This is a genomic window from Nocardia sp. BMG51109 (genome assembly GCF_000526215.1).
Lineage (GTDB): Bacteria > Actinomycetota > Actinomycetes > Mycobacteriales > Mycobacteriaceae > Nocardia.
The window spans coordinates 1,320,864-1,337,543 of record NZ_JAFQ01000004.1 but is presented as its reverse complement, the minus strand read 5'-3'; the positions used below and the strand labels follow the sequence as shown (position 1 = coordinate 1,337,543).

At 68.5% G+C, this 16,680-nt stretch carries 16 protein-coding genes; 10 read left to right on the top strand and 6 right to left on the bottom strand.

Annotated features, from left to right (window positions below; genetic code table 11):
- Positions 1–24: 24 nt before the first annotated feature.
- A complete protein-coding gene (locus D892_RS0107235) occupies positions 25–2,595 on the bottom strand; it encodes a LuxR C-terminal-related transcriptional regulator (protein WP_156959421.1) in 2,571 nt (856 codons plus the stop codon).
- 272 nt (positions 2,596–2,867) lie between these two features.
- On the opposite strand from D892_RS0107235, the gene D892_RS0107230 reads away from it, so the two are divergent.
- Positions 2,868–4,028: an AI-2E family transporter gene (locus D892_RS0107230; protein ID WP_024800600.1), complete on the top strand. Its 1,161-nt coding sequence runs from the start codon at positions 2,868–2,870 to the stop codon at positions 4,026–4,028.
- A gap of 72 nt (positions 4,029–4,100) precedes the next feature.
- Here the strand turns inward: D892_RS0107230 and D892_RS0107225 are convergent, their stop codons facing one another.
- On the bottom strand, positions 4,101–5,216 hold the full coding sequence (locus tag D892_RS0107225) for an FAD-dependent monooxygenase (RefSeq protein WP_024800599.1): 1,116 nt from the start codon (positions 5,214–5,216) through the stop codon (positions 4,101–4,103).
- A 221-nt stretch (positions 5,217–5,437) separates the two neighbouring features.
- Between D892_RS0107225 and D892_RS0107220 the strand changes: the two genes are divergently transcribed.
- Positions 5,438–6,163: a TetR/AcrR family transcriptional regulator gene (locus D892_RS0107220; RefSeq protein WP_036566809.1), complete on the top strand. Its 726-nt coding sequence runs from the start codon at positions 5,438–5,440 to the stop codon at positions 6,161–6,163.
- A 37-nt stretch (positions 6,164–6,200) separates the two neighbouring features.
- Here the strand turns inward: D892_RS0107220 and D892_RS0107215 are convergent, their stop codons facing one another.
- Positions 6,201–6,416, bottom strand: a complete 216-nt coding sequence (locus D892_RS0107215; RefSeq protein WP_024800597.1) for a hypothetical protein — start codon at positions 6,414–6,416, stop codon at positions 6,201–6,203.
- 230 nt (positions 6,417–6,646) lie between these two features.
- Here D892_RS0107215 and D892_RS0107210 point away from each other — a divergent pair, with 230 nt between their 5' ends.
- The 4 genes from D892_RS0107210 to D892_RS0107195 all read left to right on the top strand — a co-directional run bounded on the left by D892_RS0107210 (position 6,647) and on the right by D892_RS0107195 (position 9,970).
- The gene (locus D892_RS0107210) at positions 6,647–7,069 is read left to right on the top strand and encodes a hypothetical protein (RefSeq protein WP_024800596.1); all 423 of its coding nucleotides are present in this window, start codon (positions 6,647–6,649) and stop codon (positions 7,067–7,069) included.
- Between the two features lie 175 nt (positions 7,070–7,244).
- Positions 7,245–7,595 (top strand): hypothetical protein, encoded by a 351-nt coding sequence (locus D892_RS0107205; RefSeq protein ID WP_156959420.1) that lies wholly within the window; start codon positions 7,245–7,247, stop codon positions 7,593–7,595.
- Positions 7,576–8,235 carry a GAP family protein gene (locus D892_RS0107200; RefSeq protein WP_024800594.1) on the top strand — a complete coding sequence of 220 codons (660 nt, stop codon included), beginning with the start codon at positions 7,576–7,578 and terminating at the stop codon, positions 8,233–8,235. The genes D892_RS0107205 and D892_RS0107200 overlap by 20 nt, the downstream gene beginning before the upstream one ends.
- Before the next feature lie 25 nt (positions 8,236–8,260).
- The gene (locus D892_RS0107195; protein WP_036566808.1) at positions 8,261–9,970 is read left to right on the top strand and encodes a SulP family inorganic anion transporter; all 1,710 of its coding nucleotides are present in this window, start codon (positions 8,261–8,263) and stop codon (positions 9,968–9,970) included.
- A gap of 40 nt (positions 9,971–10,010) precedes the next feature.
- Here D892_RS0107195 and D892_RS0107190 read toward each other — a convergent pair whose 3' ends face one another.
- From D892_RS0107190 to D892_RS0107180, 3 genes are all read right to left on the bottom strand, one after another.
- On the bottom strand, positions 10,011–10,235 hold the full coding sequence (locus D892_RS0107190) for a hypothetical protein (protein WP_024800592.1): 225 nt from the start codon (positions 10,233–10,235) through the stop codon (positions 10,011–10,013).
- A gap of 115 nt (positions 10,236–10,350) precedes the next feature.
- The gene (locus D892_RS0107185) at positions 10,351–11,319 is read right to left on the bottom strand and encodes a DUF389 domain-containing protein (RefSeq protein ID WP_024800591.1); all 969 of its coding nucleotides are present in this window, start codon (positions 11,317–11,319) and stop codon (positions 10,351–10,353) included.
- A 239-nt stretch (positions 11,320–11,558) separates the two neighbouring features.
- Positions 11,559–11,741 carry a hypothetical protein gene (locus D892_RS0107180; RefSeq protein WP_024800590.1) on the bottom strand — a complete coding sequence of 61 codons (183 nt, stop codon included), beginning with the start codon at positions 11,739–11,741 and terminating at the stop codon, positions 11,559–11,561.
- 390 nt (positions 11,742–12,131) lie between these two features.
- Here D892_RS0107180 and D892_RS49125 point away from each other — a divergent pair, with 390 nt between their 5' ends.
- The 4 genes from D892_RS49125 to D892_RS0107160 all read left to right on the top strand — a co-directional run bounded on the left by D892_RS49125 (position 12,132) and on the right by D892_RS0107160 (position 16,632).
- Positions 12,132–12,266, top strand: a complete 135-nt coding sequence (locus D892_RS49125; RefSeq protein WP_255360210.1) for a hypothetical protein — start codon at positions 12,132–12,134, stop codon at positions 12,264–12,266.
- A 112-nt stretch (positions 12,267–12,378) separates the two neighbouring features.
- Positions 12,379–14,397, top strand: coding sequence for a CocE/NonD family hydrolase (locus tag D892_RS0107170; protein WP_024800589.1), 2,019 nt, complete (start codon positions 12,379–12,381; stop codon positions 14,395–14,397).
- Positions 14,390–15,343 (top strand): alpha/beta hydrolase fold domain-containing protein, encoded by a 954-nt coding sequence (locus tag D892_RS0107165; protein WP_232236308.1) that lies wholly within the window; start codon positions 14,390–14,392, stop codon positions 15,341–15,343. The genes D892_RS0107170 and D892_RS0107165 overlap by 8 nt, the downstream gene beginning before the upstream one ends.
- An 8-nt stretch (positions 15,344–15,351) precedes the next feature.
- On the top strand, positions 15,352–16,632 hold the full coding sequence (locus D892_RS0107160; protein ID WP_024800587.1) for an acetyl-CoA carboxylase biotin carboxylase subunit family protein: 1,281 nt from the start codon (positions 15,352–15,354) through the stop codon (positions 16,630–16,632).
- Positions 16,633–16,680: the final 48 nt, after the last annotated feature.

The following is a 16,680-nucleotide window of genomic DNA, read 5'->3' as shown; positions in this document are numbered from 1 at the left end:
ATTCGGGTGAAACCGGGTCGGCGGTCAGATCAGGCCGAGGGTGCGGGCGTGCGCGATGGCGTCGGCGCGGGTGCGCACGCCCAGCTTGTGATAGATCCCGCGGAGATGGGTCTTGACGGTGTTGATCGAGACGCCCATATCCGTGGCCAGGCTGCTGGTGGTCATGCCGGAGGGAAGCTGTCGCAGCACCGTCAGCTCGGTGTCGGTCAGCGAGGGAACGCGCGTATCCGTGTGAGCGCGGGCGCGGTGCCTGATGGTGTCGGCGAACTCGTCGAGATGGCCGAATCTGCCGATGTACTGGTCGAGCAGTTCCATCGCGCCGGGCACATCGAGGAACGGGCGGACCAGCCGGTCGGCGCCGGCCAGCGCCAGCGCGCGGTGCAGCGCCTCGTAGGCGGCCGCCGGTCGATCGAGCCGGTGGCAGGCCGACGCGTGCAGCAGCCGGGCATGGACCGCCGACACCGGATGCAACCGTTCGTCGTCCGCCAGCAGCGGCGCGATCAGCTCCACGGCGGCGGCGTAGCGGTGACCGTCCTGTGCGAGGGCCGCCTCGACGAGGACCGTCTCCGGTAGCCGTCCGAGCGCGGCCACCGCCCGGTCGAGCATCCTGCGCGCGGGCTCGGTCCGGCGGATCCGCAGCATCGCCCAGGCGACCTGGATCAGCAGGCCGCCGGTCGTCGCCGGGATCGGGGTCTCGTCGAGCAGGCGGTCCATCCGGGCGCGCAGCGTGTCGGCGACGGTGTGCCGGTCCGGGGCGGTGTCGAAGGCGAACAGGTGGGTGAGGACGTCGGCGTGCCACCCGGGGGCGGGGGCGGTGGAGCCGTCCAATTGTCTTGCGCTGGGCACGATGTCGACGGTGCGCAGGCAGTCGTTGTCGCCCTGGAGGTAGGCCATCAGCGCGATCATGAGCCGGGCCTGGACGAGGGCGATGGTGTGGTTCAGGTCGTGGTCGTCGGCGAAGACGACGGCGCGAACGGCGCGTTCGCGCATCAGGGTGAGCGAGCCGGTCAGTCCGGCGGAGAGGGCGAGCCGGGTGAGGGCGTCCAGGGTCAGCCGGGGCAGCCCGGCCTGTTCCGCCAGCGCCAGCGCGTGCCGCAACTGGGATTCGCCGTGCCGCGTGCCCGGCTCGAGCGTGTGCGTGCCGGCGGCCGCCAGCGCGATGTAGCAGTCGATGTCCCGGTGTCCGGTCGGGGTGGGCGGAGGCGGTGCGGTGATGCCGCGGCCGGTCGCGAGGTCGACCTCGTATCCGACGGCATCGGCGAAGGGCCGCACCAGATTCGATGCCGCGAATACCGAGTGCGAGGACGGCATCTCGTCGACGAGGTCCCGCAGGCCGGCCGCCTGTACGAGGTCGGCGCGTTCGAGGGCGTCCGCGATGCGGAGCGCGAGGACGAACGGATCGTTCGCCGCGGCGTCGAGCGCGTCGAGGTGGCGCAGCAGGGGTGCGCCGTTGCCGGAGAAGACCATGCGCGGGCCGTGGTCGCGGACGAACGTGGTCAGGGTCGGGTGATCGGGTTCGGCGAGTACGTGATCCAGGGCGTCCGGCAGCATCGCCGCGGCGGTGAACCAGTGCGCGCAGGCGCGATGGATGGCGACGGTGCGGCCGGGCCGGGTGCGCGCCGTCTCGGCGAGCAGGTAGGTGCGCAGCATCGGGTGGTAGGTGTACCAGAGCGCGCCGTCGTGTGCCGTGGCCTCGAGGGGAAAATTGTTGCGCAGCAACAGGTCCAGGGTCCGCGCCGCGGTCGTCCCGGTGAGCTCCTCGGCCAGCTCGACGCTGAACGAGGTCGGCACCGCGGTGGTGAGCAGGAACTCGCGTGCCTCGGGTGACAGCGTGGTCAGCAGTTCGCCGACGAGGAAGTCGGCCACCGCGCGCGGGCTCTGCGCGAGCGCCGCGATGGAGGTCGCGCGATCGTCGGTGTGCGCGGCCAAGTGGATGGCGGCGATCCGGACCAAGGCGGCCCAGCCGCGGGTGAGCCGATGGACGGTGGCCAGGTCGGCATCGGTGAGTCGGCAGTCGTGCTGGGCCAGCAGCTCGGCGATGTGCGTCTCGGTCAGCGCCAGGTCGTGGCCGGTGATGCGGGTCAGGCGGGCGGTCATCTCCAGGGCGTGCCAGCGCAGCGGCGGATCGAAGCGGCCGACGACGACGACGGTGAGTGACGGTGGCGCGTGTTCGACGAAGTATTCGAGACCCGCCAGCATGAGCGGGTCGGTGCTCAGATGGGCGTCGTCGAGTACTAGCACGGCGGAGCCGGTGCGGGCCGAGAGGGCGGAGATCACCGCTGCCGCCTCGTCGACCGGTGTGTCCGGAATCGCGCTCGCCCGGGGGCCGGCCGACAGGCCCAGTGCGGCGCTGACCGCGGGCCACAGCCGGGTCGTATCGGTGGCGAGGGCACCGATGTTCACCCAGCCGACAGTGGTGTCGGAGGCATCGGAAAGCCGGCGACGGTGCAGCCAATCGGCCACCAGGACGGTCTTACCGCAGCCGGCCGGGGCGCACACCAGGACGGTATGCCCGTTCGCCGCGCGAGTGGCGCGCTCCAGCGCGGCTTGCGCGCAGGTCATCCGCAGCGGGACGAAGGCGAGGACAGGAGGCACATAGGCGGAATCGTGCAGTGCTATATCAGCGGAACTGCCGGCAGAAACTTTCGATGCGACCACGACGCCTCCGTAGACATCCCCATTGTCGGTTCAGCTACCAACGAGCACCTGATCTGTCCGTTTTTCGTAATTTATACCAACGAGGCCCCGATTACGAGGGACCTTCGGCCCGGTCTCGAGCGAATCGACTTCATCCTGAGGGGGTGAGGTGAACCGGCGCCCGCCCTTCGTACCGTCGTCGTCATCGCAGTCCGACGGAAGGTGACGTCATGGCCGAGACGCCTGCGCCGATCGTCCGGACCGGTGCGTGGGCTATTCCGCGGGGGTTGATCGTCCTGCTGGCCGTGGCCGCCGCGGTGGTGGCCATCGGCGGTGTCAAGGCGTTCTCCGACATCCTCGGGCCGATGTTGCTCGCCCTCATGCTGACCGTGGCGGTGCAACCGCTGCAACGCCGGGTGCAGAACCGGGGCCTGCCGCCGTGGCTGGGAATGATCGTGGCGCTGCTGGCCGTCTGGTCGATCCTGATCGTGTTGGTCGGGGTGCTGGTGGTGTCGGCCGCGCAGCTGGCGACGGAACTACCCCATTACACCGACCGGGTCGATGATCTACTGACCGGAGTCCGCGGCGCATTGTCCGACGCCGGGGTTAATACCGAGCAAATACACGCGATGCTCAGTGGACTCGATGTGAACAAGTTCGTCGGCGTGCTGGAAACGGTGCTGCGCAACCTGATCGGCGTGTTCTCGAACCTGTTCTTCGTGGTGGCCCTGCTGTTGTTCATGGCGATCGACGGCATGACGATGAGCCGGAGGATGGCGGCCGTCGAGCAGGCCCGCCCCGAAATCGCGTACGCGCTGAACGCCTTCGCGATCGGCACCCGGAAGTATCTCGTGGTCTCGACGGTGTTCGGGCTGATCGTCGCGGTCTTCGACGGGCTCGCGCTGTGGTGGATGGGCGTGCCGCTGCCGCTGCTGTGGGCGGTGCTGTCGTTCATCACCAACTACATCCCGAACATCGGCTTCCTGATCGGTCTCGTGCCTCCGGCGCTGCTCGCACTGCTGGACAGCGGGCCGGTCCTGATGATCTGGGTGATCGTGGTCTACTGCGTGATCAACTTCCTCATCCAGTCGGTGATCCAGCCGAAGTACGTGGGCGATTCGGTGGGCCTCAGCGTCACCGTCACATTCCTGTCGCTGGTGTTCTGGTCATGGGTGCTCGGCCCGCTCGGCGCGTTACTCGCCGTCCCGCTGACCCTGCTCATGAAAGCCCTACTGCTGGACATCGATCCGACCACGCGCTGGGCGGACGCCCTCATCTCCGACACCGGAGCGAAGCCTGCACAGCGACCGGAAGGCATGGGTGCGGAGCGATCGAAAGGCGTGGGTGTGGAGTCTGCGGAGCGACCGGGAGACACCGCACCGCGCGGTTAGTACTTCGGCCGCACGGAATACCGATTCTTCGAATCCTGCGGTGACAGAGCGTGTTTGGAAGTAGCGGGTAGTTCAGAGCGTCCAGGTGTAGGCGGGCGTTATGGAACGGCCGAAGAGTGCGTTGGGCAGGAGGGGTAGTGCTGTGTCGCGTAGCGCCGTTGCCAGGGGTGAGCCCCAATGGGCGGGCGCGGCGACCCGGCGCGAGAGCTGGGCGATCATCTGGGTGCGGGGCCTGCGGAGGCGGTCGTATTCTCGCAGTCCCGCGTCGATGCCGAGGGTGTCCACGGCGGCGGCGAGCGTGACGGCGTCCTCGAGTGCCTGGCAGGCGCCCTGCCCGAGGTTGGGGGCCATGGCGTGCGCGGCGTCGCCGAGAATCGCGGCTCTCCCGCGGATGTAGGTGCGCAGATTCGGTAGCTCGTAGGTGTCGTGCTGCAGGACGGCCTCCGGGCGCGCGGCATCGAGTAGGGCGGGGATCGGGTCGTGCCAGCGCGCGTACCGCTCGCGAAGTCGATCCAGTCCCGTACGGGATCCGGCCGGGGCGTTACCCATCAGATAGCAGTAGACACGGCCGTCGGGCATCGGGATGTAGCCGAATCGTTCGCCCCTGCCCCATATTTCGACGCTGCCCTCGACGCTTCCCTCGCCGGTGTGGGGCGTGGTGAGCAGGCGCCAGGTGGTGTATCCCACGTAGCGTGGGCCGGCGGCGTGCGGCCAGATCGAGCGCCGGGTCACGCTGTGTACGCCGTCGGCGCCGATCACGAGATCCGCTGTGGCGGTGCCGCCGTCGTGGTGGACGGTGCCGTCGGGGAGCACTTCTCGCACAACGGTTCCGGGTCGCAGGGCATGCGCGGGGAGGGTTGCACGCAGGATGTCCACCAGTGCGGCCCGGTGCACGATCGCCCACGGCCCGAAGCGCCGTTCGAGTTCTTCGACGTCGTTGCGAATCAACCAGGCGCCGTTCACGTTTCGGATGCCCCGCAGCGGGGCGGCCGGCCCGCCGGTGCGCAGGAGGTCGCCGAGGCCGAGCGCGTCCAGGGCGCGCAGCCCGTTGGGTTGGATCGACAGCCCCGCACCGATTTCGGTGATCTCCGGCGCGCGTTCGAGCACCTCGACCTGCCAGCCACGCTGGTGGAACGCCACCGCGGCCGCCAGCCCGCCGATACCGCCGCCCACCACGAGCGCCTTCATGACCGGCCTGCGTGTTCGCCCGCCGACCCTGCGATGTCGTGCATCCGAGCGGATCTGGACTGCCGCCACCACACCGCCGTCACGACCAGCACAACCGCCAGAGGTACCCGCCATCGACGTTCCATGCCAACTCCTAGAGGTTCTAAATTATTTAGAACCATTAAGACACCATAGATGCTCTAGGCTGTCAACGAGTGCGGTGAACCGGCAGAAAGGTGACGATGTCGACGCAGACCGGCGGAAGGCGCGAGCGGCTACGCAAGGCCACCTTGAAAGAGATCCACGAAGCAGTACGCACACTGCTGGTCGAACAGGGGTCGACCGCGGTGACCATCAACGCGGTAGCCCGGCAGGTAGGGATGAGCGGGCCGGCCCTCTATCACTACTATTCCGGCCTCGACGCACTGGTCGGCGCGGTGACTGCGGACTTCTTCGACGAACTGGCCACCACGATGGAACAGGTCCGCGATGTGTCCGCCCACGCGCCGGTCGGCGAACGCATACTGGCGGTCTGCCGCGCCATGCGCACCTGGGCGATCACCCACCCGGCCGAGTTCGGCTGGATCTTCGCCGCCCCGATCACACCGCTGAACCGGCAACCGGATTCCGAACGCCACCGCGCCGGGCAGCGGTTCGAACGAGTGCTGCTGGACCTGACCATCGAGCTCTGGCAGACGCGCCCGTTCCCGGTACCCGCCCCGGCCGAACTGCCCTCGTCGCTACGCGAGCAGCTGAAAACCTACTCGGACTCGATCGACAACCGGTTGCCGCCGGAGGCCGCGCATGTCTTCCTGTCCTCCTGGATCCGGCTGTACGGCCTGTTGTGCATGGAGGTCCTGCACCAGCTCGACTTCGCCTACTCCGACCTCGAACCGGTCTACGAAGAATGCCTGCGCGACCTCACCGGCATCCTCGGCCTGACACCCACCGACCACGCGACCACATGAGCATCACTACCTGCCCTCGATCCCGCGCCCTGTCGGATCAGTCCGGTAGCCGCGACATTTCGAGCAGGGTGAGTCCCAGGGCGTCGATGCGGGCCAGGACCCCGCGCACCGCCGTGCTGTCGGGCACCACCCCGTACAGGGTGGTGGTGCCGGCCGTGGAATGGTCGCTGCGGGCCAGCTCGGGAAACGCGGCCTGCGCACGTTCGGACAGCTCGCCCTCGACGACGAACTGGTATCGAACGGCTGTCGGCATCGATGCTCACCTCCTCACGGATCGATGCCTGTCGGCACGGTGACCCGGGCGATGTGCCCTGTGCCCTCACCTTGCCGCCGCCGTCCGGCGCGCACCTCATCCACTCGGGATGACTTCGACCGCCGGGCCGCCGGCCGCTCCGAGGCGCGTGCTCACCCTCGCCGGGTGAGGCGTGATCAGCGCGACTGCGCGACAGTCTCCACACAGTCTGTGCTCGGAAGGAGTCGGAAATGACAACCTCGGCGGAAAACCACCCGGTGCGGGAGAGTCACCCGGTGCGCCAGGGCCTGGCCGCGGGCACCTCGATCGGCGCCGCGGCCCTGCTGATCACCGTCGGTCTGCTGTCGCTGTTCCAGGGCATCTCGGCGGTCGTCAAGGACGATCTGTTCGTGGTCGGCGTCGACTACGTCTACAAGTTCGACATCACCACCTGGGGATGGATCCACATCGTGCTCGGCGTGGTCCTGGTGATCTGCGCGCTCGGCCTGCTGACCGGCACGACGTGGGGCCGCGTCGCGGCCATCGGCATCGCGGCGCTGTCGATCCTCGCGAATTTCCTCTGGCTGCCGTACTACCCGTGGTGGTCGGTGCTGGTCATCGCCCTCGACATCGTGGTCATCTGGGCCGTCGCGACCTGGCGCCCGGAAAGCTGACGCGGGCCGGGAATGTCACCCGAGCGCCCTCGCTCGGATTCCGGCCGGACCATAGAACGCCCGCTCCGCGGAGAGCACTCCGTGCTCCCCGCGGAGGTCCGATGTCGTCGCGGGACTGCCCGGTGCGATCGGCAGCGTTCCGGACGGTACGGCCGCCGGCGCGCACGGTCCGGTGGTGATCCTGCGGTTGCGCGGGCGCACCACCCTGAACGCCACCTTCTTCGCCGTCGTCGCCGACTACGCCCGCCGCCTCGAGGACGCGGGCGGGCAGCTGTATCTCAGCGGGACGGACCGCGACATCTATCGGACCTGGACCGACACGCTGCTGGCCGGCCGGGGAGTGCGGCTGGAGTTCTTCCCGGCGACCGCGACGATCGGTGAGTCGACGCCGGCCGCCTACGCTCGAGCAGGGTCCGGCTGGGCCACCGGGGTGAGGCTTCGTGATCGTCGATTTCACCCTGATCGTGTGACGAGCGCCGGCGGCACCGGCCATAGCGTGTCGGGGCATGGGCACAGTTATCGGTGATCTGCTCCCGCTGGCGGTGGGTGTGGCGATCTCGCCGATCCCCATCGTGGCCATCATCCTCGTGATCCTCTCGGACCGCGCCGCCTCGTCCGGTACCGGATTCGCCGTGGGATGGGTGGCCGGGATCGCCCTGGGCACAACGATTGTCGTCCTGCTGGCCGGTGGGTTCACCGGAACCGGGGATCAGGAACCGTCCCCCGCCGTCGCCTGGACCAAGATCGTGCTGGGGGTGCTGCTGGTGGTGCTGGCCGCCTCCCAGTGGCGCGGCCGGTCGGACGACACGACACCGCGCTGGATGCAGGCCATCGACGAACTCACCCCGGTCAAGGCGCTGGGTCTGGGTGCGGTGCTGGCGGTGGTGAACCCGAAGAACCTGCTGTTGTGCGTGTCGGCCGGGGTGGCGATCGGAACCAGCGGGCTCGGGGCCGGCGGGAAGACCGGCGCGGTCGTGATCTTCACCGTGCTCGCCGCGGCGACCGTGCTGGCCGTCGTGCTCGGCTATCTGCTGGCGGCGGACCGGCTGCGCGGCACCCTCGGCCGCGCGCGGAACTGGTTGCAGGCCAACAACCATGCGGTGCTCGCGATCGTGCTGCTGGTGATGGGAACCGTCGTGCTCGGCAAGGGCATCGGCGGGCTGTGACGCGGGCCGGCGGGGCGGTGGTGCGATGACGACCAAATGGCCGGTGTTCGAGTCGTTGCACGGGTACCGGCGGCCATGGCTGCGCGCCGATGTGCTTGCCGGACTTACCGTCTGGGCGGTGCTGGTGCCGGAGGCGCTGGCCTATGCGTCGATCGCCGGGGTGCCGCCGGTCGTCGGGCTGTATGCGGCCGTTCCCGCGCTGGTTCTCTACGCCCTGGCGGGCAGCTCGCGGCATCTGGTGGTGGGGCCGATGTCGGCGACGGCGGCGTTGTCGGCCGCCATCGTGACGCCGCTCGCCGGTGCCGACGGCGGCCACTACATCGCGCTGTCGACCGCCCTGGCGGTGGCGACCGGTCTGATGGGGCTGGTGGCCGGGGCTGTTCGGCTCGGGTTCGTGGCGTCGTTCATCTCCGAGCCGGTGCTGAAGGGATTCATCGTCGGGCTGGCCCTCACCATCATCGTCGGCCAGGTGCCGAAGCTGCTCGGCATCGACAAGCACGACGGCAACTTCTTCGAACAGGCGTGGGGAGTGCTCACCGATCTCGGTGAAACCCACTGGCGCACACTGCTTGTCGGCCTGCTGAGCCTGATCGTGGTGATGGGCTTCAAACGCTGGCTGCCGCTGGTGCCGGGCTCGCTGCTGGCGGTCGTGCTGGGCATCGGCGCGGTCGCGGTGTTCGACCTGGACGACAAGGGCGTCGACATCGTCGGCCACATCGACTCCGGCCTGCCGTCGCTGGGGCTGCCCGGCGGCGTCGACTTCCACGACTATCTCGACCTGCTCGGCCCCGCCGTCGGGGTGCTGCTGATCGGATTCGCCGAGGGGCTGGGAGCGGCGAAAACCTATGCGGCCAAGGCGGGTTACGAGGTGGACCCCAACCGCGAACTGCTCGGGGTCGGCGCGGCCAACCTGGGGTCCGGGCTGGCGGCGGGGATGGTGGTGAACGGCAGCCTGTCCAAGACCGCCGTGAACGGTTCGGCCGGCGCGAAGAGCCAGCTGAGCGGTCTCGTGGTGGCCGCGTTGACCGTGCTCACGCTGCTGTTTCTGACCGGACTGTTCGAAGATCTGCCCGACGCCACCCTCGCCGGTGTGGTCATCGCCGCCGTGATCGAACTGGTCGATATCGCGGCGCTGCGGCGGCTGTACCGGGTGTGGACCGTGCGGCTGGCCGGAATCTACGGCAAGGCGGCCCGCGCGGACTTCACCGCCGCGGTGGCAGCCATGGTGGGCGTGCTGCTGTTCGACACCCTGCCCGGCCTGCTGATCGGCACCGGAGTCTCGATCCTGCTGCTGGTCTATCGCAGTTCCCGGCCGCACGTCGCCCCGGTCGTGAAACAGGGCACGCTGTGGCTGGACGCGGACCGCCACCCGCACCTGCGGCAGCGCCCGGACCTGCTGGTGGTGCGCGTCGAGTCCGGGCTGTACTTCGCCAACGCCGACCACGTCCGTCATCGCATCGAGCAGTTGTGCACCGACCGCACCGAACTCGTCGTCCTCGACGCCGAGACCTCGCCGACCATCGACGTCACCGCGGCCGCCATGCTCGGCGACCTGCGCGACGGTCTCGCCCGGCGCGGCATCGACTTCCGCGTCGCGCGGTTCGTCGGCCAGTTCGGCGACGCCCTGGACATCGCGAAAACCGGCGCACCGATCGGTGTGTACCCGACGGTCGGGGCCGCCGTCGCCGACCTGACCGAGGTGCCGCCGGGGGAGGACACCGATCACCGTCGGTAACTCCGAGGCGCGGAGTGGATCAACGCCCGCGAGGAGTGGATCAGCGCCGCACGCGCCGGGCCAGCATGCCCGCGAGCCAGCCGACGACGAACATCACCAGCAGGATCAGCCACATCGGTGAGCGGATCGTGATCAGCAGGAACTCGATGTCGACCCGGTTGCGGTTCTCGACGATGAACACCACGGCCAGCACCGTCAACACGATCGCCAGCCATTGGTTCATCGAGATGCGCGACACGACCGAGGGTTTCGCCGTCTTGTCCATCGCTGTCCTCCGGATCCGGGCGTAGGGACGGATAATGTCGGAGTCTTCGCCGCGGCACGGGCCCGGACATCACCCGCAGCGGATGAGGTCGGTGGGGTCGGAGGTCGGCGGGGGTTCACCGGTCGGAAACGCGGTTGCCCACGGTGTGCACGACGACCACCCCGGGGTTCCAGGGCACCAGGTCGTCGACCGCGCGGTGCAGATCCTCGACCGGCGGCAGCTCCTCCGGGCCCAGCACTGAGATCGTGGCGGTGTCGCTGTGCAGTGTCACGTCGGTGACCTCGGCTCCCGGCGAGTCGCGCAGCCAATCCTCGGCCGCGTCCGCGATCTGCCCCGCCCACAACGTCGTCAGCGAGTTCACCACCATCGGGATCGCCACCAGCACCAGAGCCGCGACCAGCACGGCGTACGCCCGCCCGCGCCGCGCGGTGGCCGCCCCCGCCTCGTGGCCGTATCCGGCGATCACCAGCACCGCGGTGGTGGTGATGATCATGGCGAGCACATTTGACGCGAACAACACGAGCGCGCCCAGCGCCAGCGCCGGCGCACCCGACCCCAGGCACACGCCCACCACCCCCAGCGGCGGCACCAGCGAGATCGCGATGGCGACCCCGGGCAGCACGTCGCCGACATCGCGGCGGGTGATCGCGATGGCGGCGACCAACCCGGTGGCGAGCGCCGCGGTGAGATCCATGAGCTTCGGCGACGTCCGCCCCAGCACCTGCGAATTCGACAGCACGTTCACGGGATTCGGCAGCAGCTGCGCGAACAGGAACCCCAGCGCGACAACCACGGCGACACCGGCCAGCACCAGCAGCACGCTGCGCCCGACCAGCCGCCCCTGCGCGGTCGCGATCCCGAGCGCGACACCGAGAATCGGAACCGACAGCGGCGCAACGATCATCGCCCCGATCACCGTCGCGGTGGAGTCACCGATCACTCCGGAGATCGCGATCACCGCCGACAACACGAGCATGATCCAGAACGCCGACCGCTTCGCCGAAGCATCACCCGCCGACAGATCGAGCCGGTCGGTCAGCTCGGCCAGCGACCGGCGCTGACTACCGGGAATCAGCTGCTGCACGGCCCTGCTCCCCTCCTCGCGAAGGAGCGGCCGATGCGAGAGCAACGGCGCAACACCCGAGCATCCGCCCGCCTGGCATAACGGCCAGTGTCGCCGGACCCCATCCACGGCGGCTCACCCGTTCTGGATGAAACCGCTGCCCAGCGTTCTCGCTCGCGTGTCTGTTCGCGGCCCCGCTCCTCCGGTCCCGTGTCACCCGCGAGGCAGGGGCATCCGCCGTTCCCGCTTCGATCGAAGCTTCATCGGCCGGACTCGTTCCACCGATCCGGCGCGTCGTCGGACCGGTCGTCCTCCTCGATGCGCCGGCGGCTCTCGTGGACGCTGTGGCCCTTCGGGATGCGGCGCGGCCACCACCGCACCGCGAGTGACAGCGCCCCCGCCGATCCGAGAGCGGACAGGACGAATATCCATACCTCGGTCACCGCACTTCGGGACGTTGGTGCCGCCCGCTGCCCGGCCGGTAGCCCGCAGGGCAGTCGATGCCAGGACGGGGAAGCGCGGGAACCGAAGGGGCGCAATGTTTGTCTAGGGACCTGTTTGGTGGGGCGACGTCCGGGTAAGACGCGAATGGCAGGCGATCGGCAGGATCGGCCAATGCGACCAGGGAGGCCACCATGGGAGCGGTACCGGCCACTACGACAGCGGAAGCCATCCGGCGTGCCCGTACTCGTCGCGAGATCGATGACGGTGCGGCATGTCGGCCCCCACGTCCCTCCGACGTGACGGCCGACAGTTGTGACCACTGCGGGCGGCCGTGCTCGCGCGAGTGTCGGTGCGTCACCTTCGGTGGCCTCGTCTATCACGTGTGTTCCATGGATTGCTACACCCTCGTTCGCGACGGTGGTGAGGAGATCGGTAGCCGCAAGACCACCAGCCACGATCATCCCGCCGGTCCGGCACTGGGCTCGCTGCGCGCCTGGCACGAGCGCCGGTACCGATCGGCGTAGGGCCCAGCGCTTTTCGCGAAAAGCCACGCACTTCTCCCGGAGCCGCCGAGCGGAAAGGATCTGCGATGACCACCGAAGGCGTGAGTGATGTCTACTCCGCCCAGGAGGACCGATGCGGACGGTGACGGCGCTGCCGCAGGACATCACCGTGGACGAACACGTCTGGATTCCGACATCCGATGGGACCAGATTGGCGGCGAAGATCTGGCGGCCGGTCGCCGGCCAGGCGGTTCCCGGTGTTCTGGAATACATCCCGTACCGCAAGCGGGATCTGACCGCGGTGCGCGATTCTGTTCATCATCCGTATCTGGCCGGGCACGGATATGCCTGTGTCCGAGTCGATTTGCGGGGCACCGGGGAATCCGAGGGCGTTCTCGCGGACGAGTACCTCGAACAGGAGCATCTCGACGCCGAGGACGTCCTGGAATGGATGTCCGAACAACCGTGGTGTGACGGCCGCATCGGCATGATGGGCATTTCCTGGGGTGGATTCAACTCCCTCCAGATCGCCGCGCGCCGCCCGCCCGCACTGCGCGCCATCGTCATTTCCTCGTTCACCGACGACCGGTATTCCGACGATATGCACTACATGGGCGGGGCATTACTGTCGGACAATATCGCCGAGTCGGCGACCATGTTCGCCTACAGCACGCTGCCCCCCGACCCCGCGCTGGTGGGCGACCGCTGGCGCGGCATGTGGCTGGAACGCCTGGAGAACTGCAGCCTCTGGGCGGCGAATTGGCTTGCGCACCAACGCCGGGACGATTATTGGCGATGGGCGTCGGTGTGCGAGAACTATGCCGATGTGCGGATTCCGGTGCTGGCCTCCAGCGGATGGGCCGACGGCTATTCGAATGCGGTCGCCCGGCTGCTTGCCCACCTGGACGTGCCGCGCAAGGGACTGATCGGGCCCTGGTGCCACAAGTACCCGCACCTCGGCGAGCCCGGGCCGGCCATCGGCTATCTCCAGGAGGTGGTGCGCTGGTGGGACCACTGGCTCAAGGACATCGATAACGGTGTGATGGACGGACCGATGCTGTGCACCTGGATGCAGGAGAGCGTGCCGCCGTCCACGGCCTACGAGGAGCGGCCGGGCCGCTGGGTCGGCGAACCGGTCTGGCCGTCGCCGCACATCCGGACCGTCGAGTGCCCGCTGTCCCGGTATCGGATCGCGCGGCCGGGCGAGGACGTGCCGGCGGCCGATCTGTTGGTCGAATCTCCTTTGTCGGTAGGGCAATTCGCCGGGAAGTGGGCGTCCTACAGCGCCCCGCCGGACCTGCCCTACGACCAGCGTGAGGAGGACGGCGGCTCGCTGGTGTTCGACACCGACGATCTGCCCGAACGGTGCGAGATCCTGGGCGCGCCGGTGCTGACGCTGGAGGTGTCCGCCGACAAGCCGGTGGCCATGGTCGCGGCCAGGTTGTCCGATGTGGCCCCGGACGGCCGGGCGACGCGGGTGACCTACGGACTGCTCAACCTGACCCATCGGGACGGCCACGACGAACCGAAGCCGCTGGCGGCCGGCGAGCGGTACCGCGTCACCGTGGACCTGAACGCGGTGGCGCAGGCATTTCCCGCCGGTCACCGCATCCGGCTGTCGGTGTCGACGTCGTATTGGCCGCTGGCCTGGCCGCCGCCGGAACCCGCGCGGCTCACCGTCCACACCGAGGGCAGCAGCCTGCGGCTGCCGATCCGGCCGACCGCGGAATCCGACGAGATCGCGCCGCAACCGTTCGGTGAGCCGGAGGGCTCGCCGCCGATGCCGAGCACCCAGATCACCCCGGGCGAACAGGAATGGACCGTCTCCCGCGATATGGTCGACTACCGTTCGGCGCTGAACGTCGTCAAGGACGCCGGTTCGGTTCGTTTCGACGAACAGGATCTCCGGGTCGACCGCAGGGTCCGCGAGCGGTACAGCTGGCAGGCGGACGACTTCTGTTCCGCCACGGCCGAAACCACCTGGTCGATGAGTTTCGCTCGCGGCGACTGGCTGGCGAGAACCGAGACTCGAACCCAAGTGACCTGCACCCCCACCGATTTCGTTGTGCATGCGCAGCTCGACGGGTTCGAGGGAAAGAAGCGAACGTATTCCCGCAACTGGTACAAGACGATTCCCCGTGACCATGTCTGACCGTCGGCCCGCCAGCACATCGATCCCCGGGACGTCGAGGATCTCCGGGACGCCGAGCCTGCGGGCGCGGATGTTCATCGCCGCGCTGCGGCTGACCCGTGCCAAGCGGACCTTCGCCGACGCGGACGCGCTGTGCGAGAGTCTGCCGAAAAGCCAACGGCCGTCCCGGGATCGGCCACCCGCGTCGCTGCACCGGCGACACCGGGTGACGCGCCGGGAGATTCACGGGCGGCCGGTGTACACGATTCGCCCCCGGCACGGCAGCAGCACCCGGCACGTGTTCTATCTGCACGGCGGCGCGTACGTCCATCAGATCCAGCGCGATCACTGGAAGTTCCTCTCGCGCTTGGTGGATCGGGCGGGATGCACGGTCACCGTGCCGCTCTATCCGCTCGCCCCGAAGTATCACGCCGATGACACCGTTGCGATGGTGGCCGCCGCGCACGATGCGGCCTTCGCCGACACCGCGCCGGAAGACAAGGTGTTCATGGGTGATTCGGCCGGTGGCGCGCTGGCGCTGGTGCTGGCCCGCAAGATCGGTGCCGCGGGCGAGGCCGCGCCGAAGGAGGTCGTGCTGATCTCGCCGTGGCTCGACGTCACCATGACCGATCCGGCCACCCGGGACCTCGACCCGGACGATCCCTATCTCGGCGTCGAGGGTCTGGCCGAGGCCGGACGCCTGTATGCGGGCCGGTGCGACCGGTCGGATCCGTCGATCAGCCCGCTGAACGCACCCGCCGCGACGCCCGGTGCGCTGAGCCTGTTCATCGGCACCCGGGACGTCCTGCTGGCGGACGCCCGCCGGTTTCGCGCGCGCTGCGTCGACGAAGGCGTCGAACTCGGCTACTTCGAATACGAGGGAATGTTCCACGCATGGCTGCTGGCGGACATTCCGGAGGCACGACACGCGATGCGCGAGCTGGTCCGGCTCGTGCAGCGGAGGTGAGGTATCCGATGGACCCGATCGACGTCTTCGTGATCGCCCTGGACGAGGGCAACCTGCGAACATTGGAGCAGATCCCGGGCGCGGAGCGATACCGATTCCACTCGCTGCTCAGCGTGGCCGAGACCCAGGAAGGTCAGATCCCGATCGAGGATCTGCTGCACAAGGCGCAGCAGGAGCTCGACGATTTCGACGGAGCGATCGGGGCGATCGTCGGGTTCTGGGACTTCCCGACCACCGCGCTGGTCCCCATGCTGTGCGCTCCCCGGGGGCTGCCCAGCGCCGATCTCGGGGCGATCGTCAAATGCGAGCACAAATACTGGAGCAGGGTGGAACAGAGCAAGGTACTCGATGACCTGCCGAAGTTCGGAATCGTGGATCTCGAGGGCGAACCCCGCCTACCCGAAGGCATGGAATATCCGGTGTGGCTCAAGCCGGTCAAGTCGTTCTCCTCGGAGCTGGCCTTCCACGTCGACGACGATCAGGAGTTCGCCGGCGCGGTCGGGCAGATCCGGGAGGGCGTGAGCCGGGTGGGCAAGCCGTTCGAATTCGTTCTCGACCAGGTCGACCTGCCTGCGGAAATCGCCGATATCGGCGGCCAGGCGTGCTTGGCGGAAGAGACCCTCACCGGCGTTCAGGCTGCTACCGAAGGCTATGTGTATCAAGGGGAAGTGGTAGTCAACGGCGCGCTGGACTCGATCGACTACCCCGGCAGCCCCTGCTTCCTCCGTCACCAGTATCCGTCCCAGCTGCCGCCCGCCATCGTGGCGCGCATGGCCGACATCTCCGAGCGCGTCATCGCTCGAATGGGATTGACGAATTCCATGTTCAGCATCGAATTCTTCTGTGACCTGGAAACCGGCCGGGTGTCCGTCCTGGAGATCAACCCGCGACATTCGCAGTCGCACGCCGACCTGTTCCTGGCGGTGGACGGCATTCCCAACCACCACTGCATGGTCCGGCTCGGATTGGGTCTGAACCCGGATCTGCCGCGCGGCCGAGGGCCGTACGAGATCGCGGCCAAATGGTATTACCGCCGGTTCGCCGACGCGGTCGTGCAACGGATTCCCACGACCGCGGAGATCGAGGCGCTGCAGCGCGAGATACCGGGAGTCACGATCGAGGTGGTCCCCGCCGAGGGCGACCGGCTGTCCGACGCCCCGGCCCAGGACAGCTACAGCTACGAGCTGGCGGACATCTTCATCGGCGCCGACAGCGAAGCGGAGATGACACGAAAGTACCAGCGCTGCATCGAATCACTGCACTTCGAATTCGACGAGGCCGCCGAATAGCGCCACCGGATCGGTTTATCGGGCAGCAGGAGTGGAATCGCCGCAATA

What these genes read in the sequence shown, in the direction of transcription:
- D892_RS0107170 (WP_024800589.1), top strand. Translation starts at nt 12,379, where the DNA reads ATGCGGACGGTGACGGCGCTGCCGCAGGACATCACCGTGGACGAACAC.
- D892_RS0107210 (WP_024800596.1), top strand. Translation starts at nt 6,647, where the DNA reads ATGACAACCTCGGCGGAAAACCACCCGGTGCGGGAGAGTCACCCGGTG.
- D892_RS0107165 (WP_232236308.1), top strand. Translation starts at nt 14,390, where the DNA reads ATGTCTGACCGTCGGCCCGCCAGCACATCGATCCCCGGGACGTCGAGG.
- D892_RS0107220 (WP_036566809.1), top strand. Translation starts at nt 5,438, where the DNA reads ATGTCGACGCAGACCGGCGGAAGGCGCGAGCGGCTACGCAAGGCCACC.
- D892_RS0107225 (WP_024800599.1), bottom strand. Translation starts at nt 5,216, where the DNA reads ATGAAGGCGCTCGTGGTGGGCGGCGGTATCGGCGGGCTGGCGGCCGCG.
- D892_RS0107200 (WP_024800594.1), top strand. Translation starts at nt 7,576, where the DNA reads ATGGGCACAGTTATCGGTGATCTGCTCCCGCTGGCGGTGGGTGTGGCG.
- D892_RS0107190 (WP_024800592.1), bottom strand. Translation starts at nt 10,235, where the DNA reads ATGGACAAGACGGCGAAACCCTCGGTCGTGTCGCGCATCTCGATGAAC.
- D892_RS0107230 (WP_024800600.1), top strand. Translation starts at nt 2,868, where the DNA reads ATGGCCGAGACGCCTGCGCCGATCGTCCGGACCGGTGCGTGGGCTATT.
- D892_RS0107215 (WP_024800597.1), bottom strand. Translation starts at nt 6,416, where the DNA reads ATGCCGACAGCCGTTCGATACCAGTTCGTCGTCGAGGGCGAGCTGTCC.
- D892_RS0107195 (WP_036566808.1), top strand. Translation starts at nt 8,261, where the DNA reads ATGACGACCAAATGGCCGGTGTTCGAGTCGTTGCACGGGTACCGGCGG.
- D892_RS49125 (WP_255360210.1), top strand. Translation starts at nt 12,132, where the DNA reads ATGGATTGCTACACCCTCGTTCGCGACGGTGGTGAGGAGATCGGTAGC.
- D892_RS0107160 (WP_024800587.1), top strand. Translation starts at nt 15,352, where the DNA reads ATGGACCCGATCGACGTCTTCGTGATCGCCCTGGACGAGGGCAACCTG.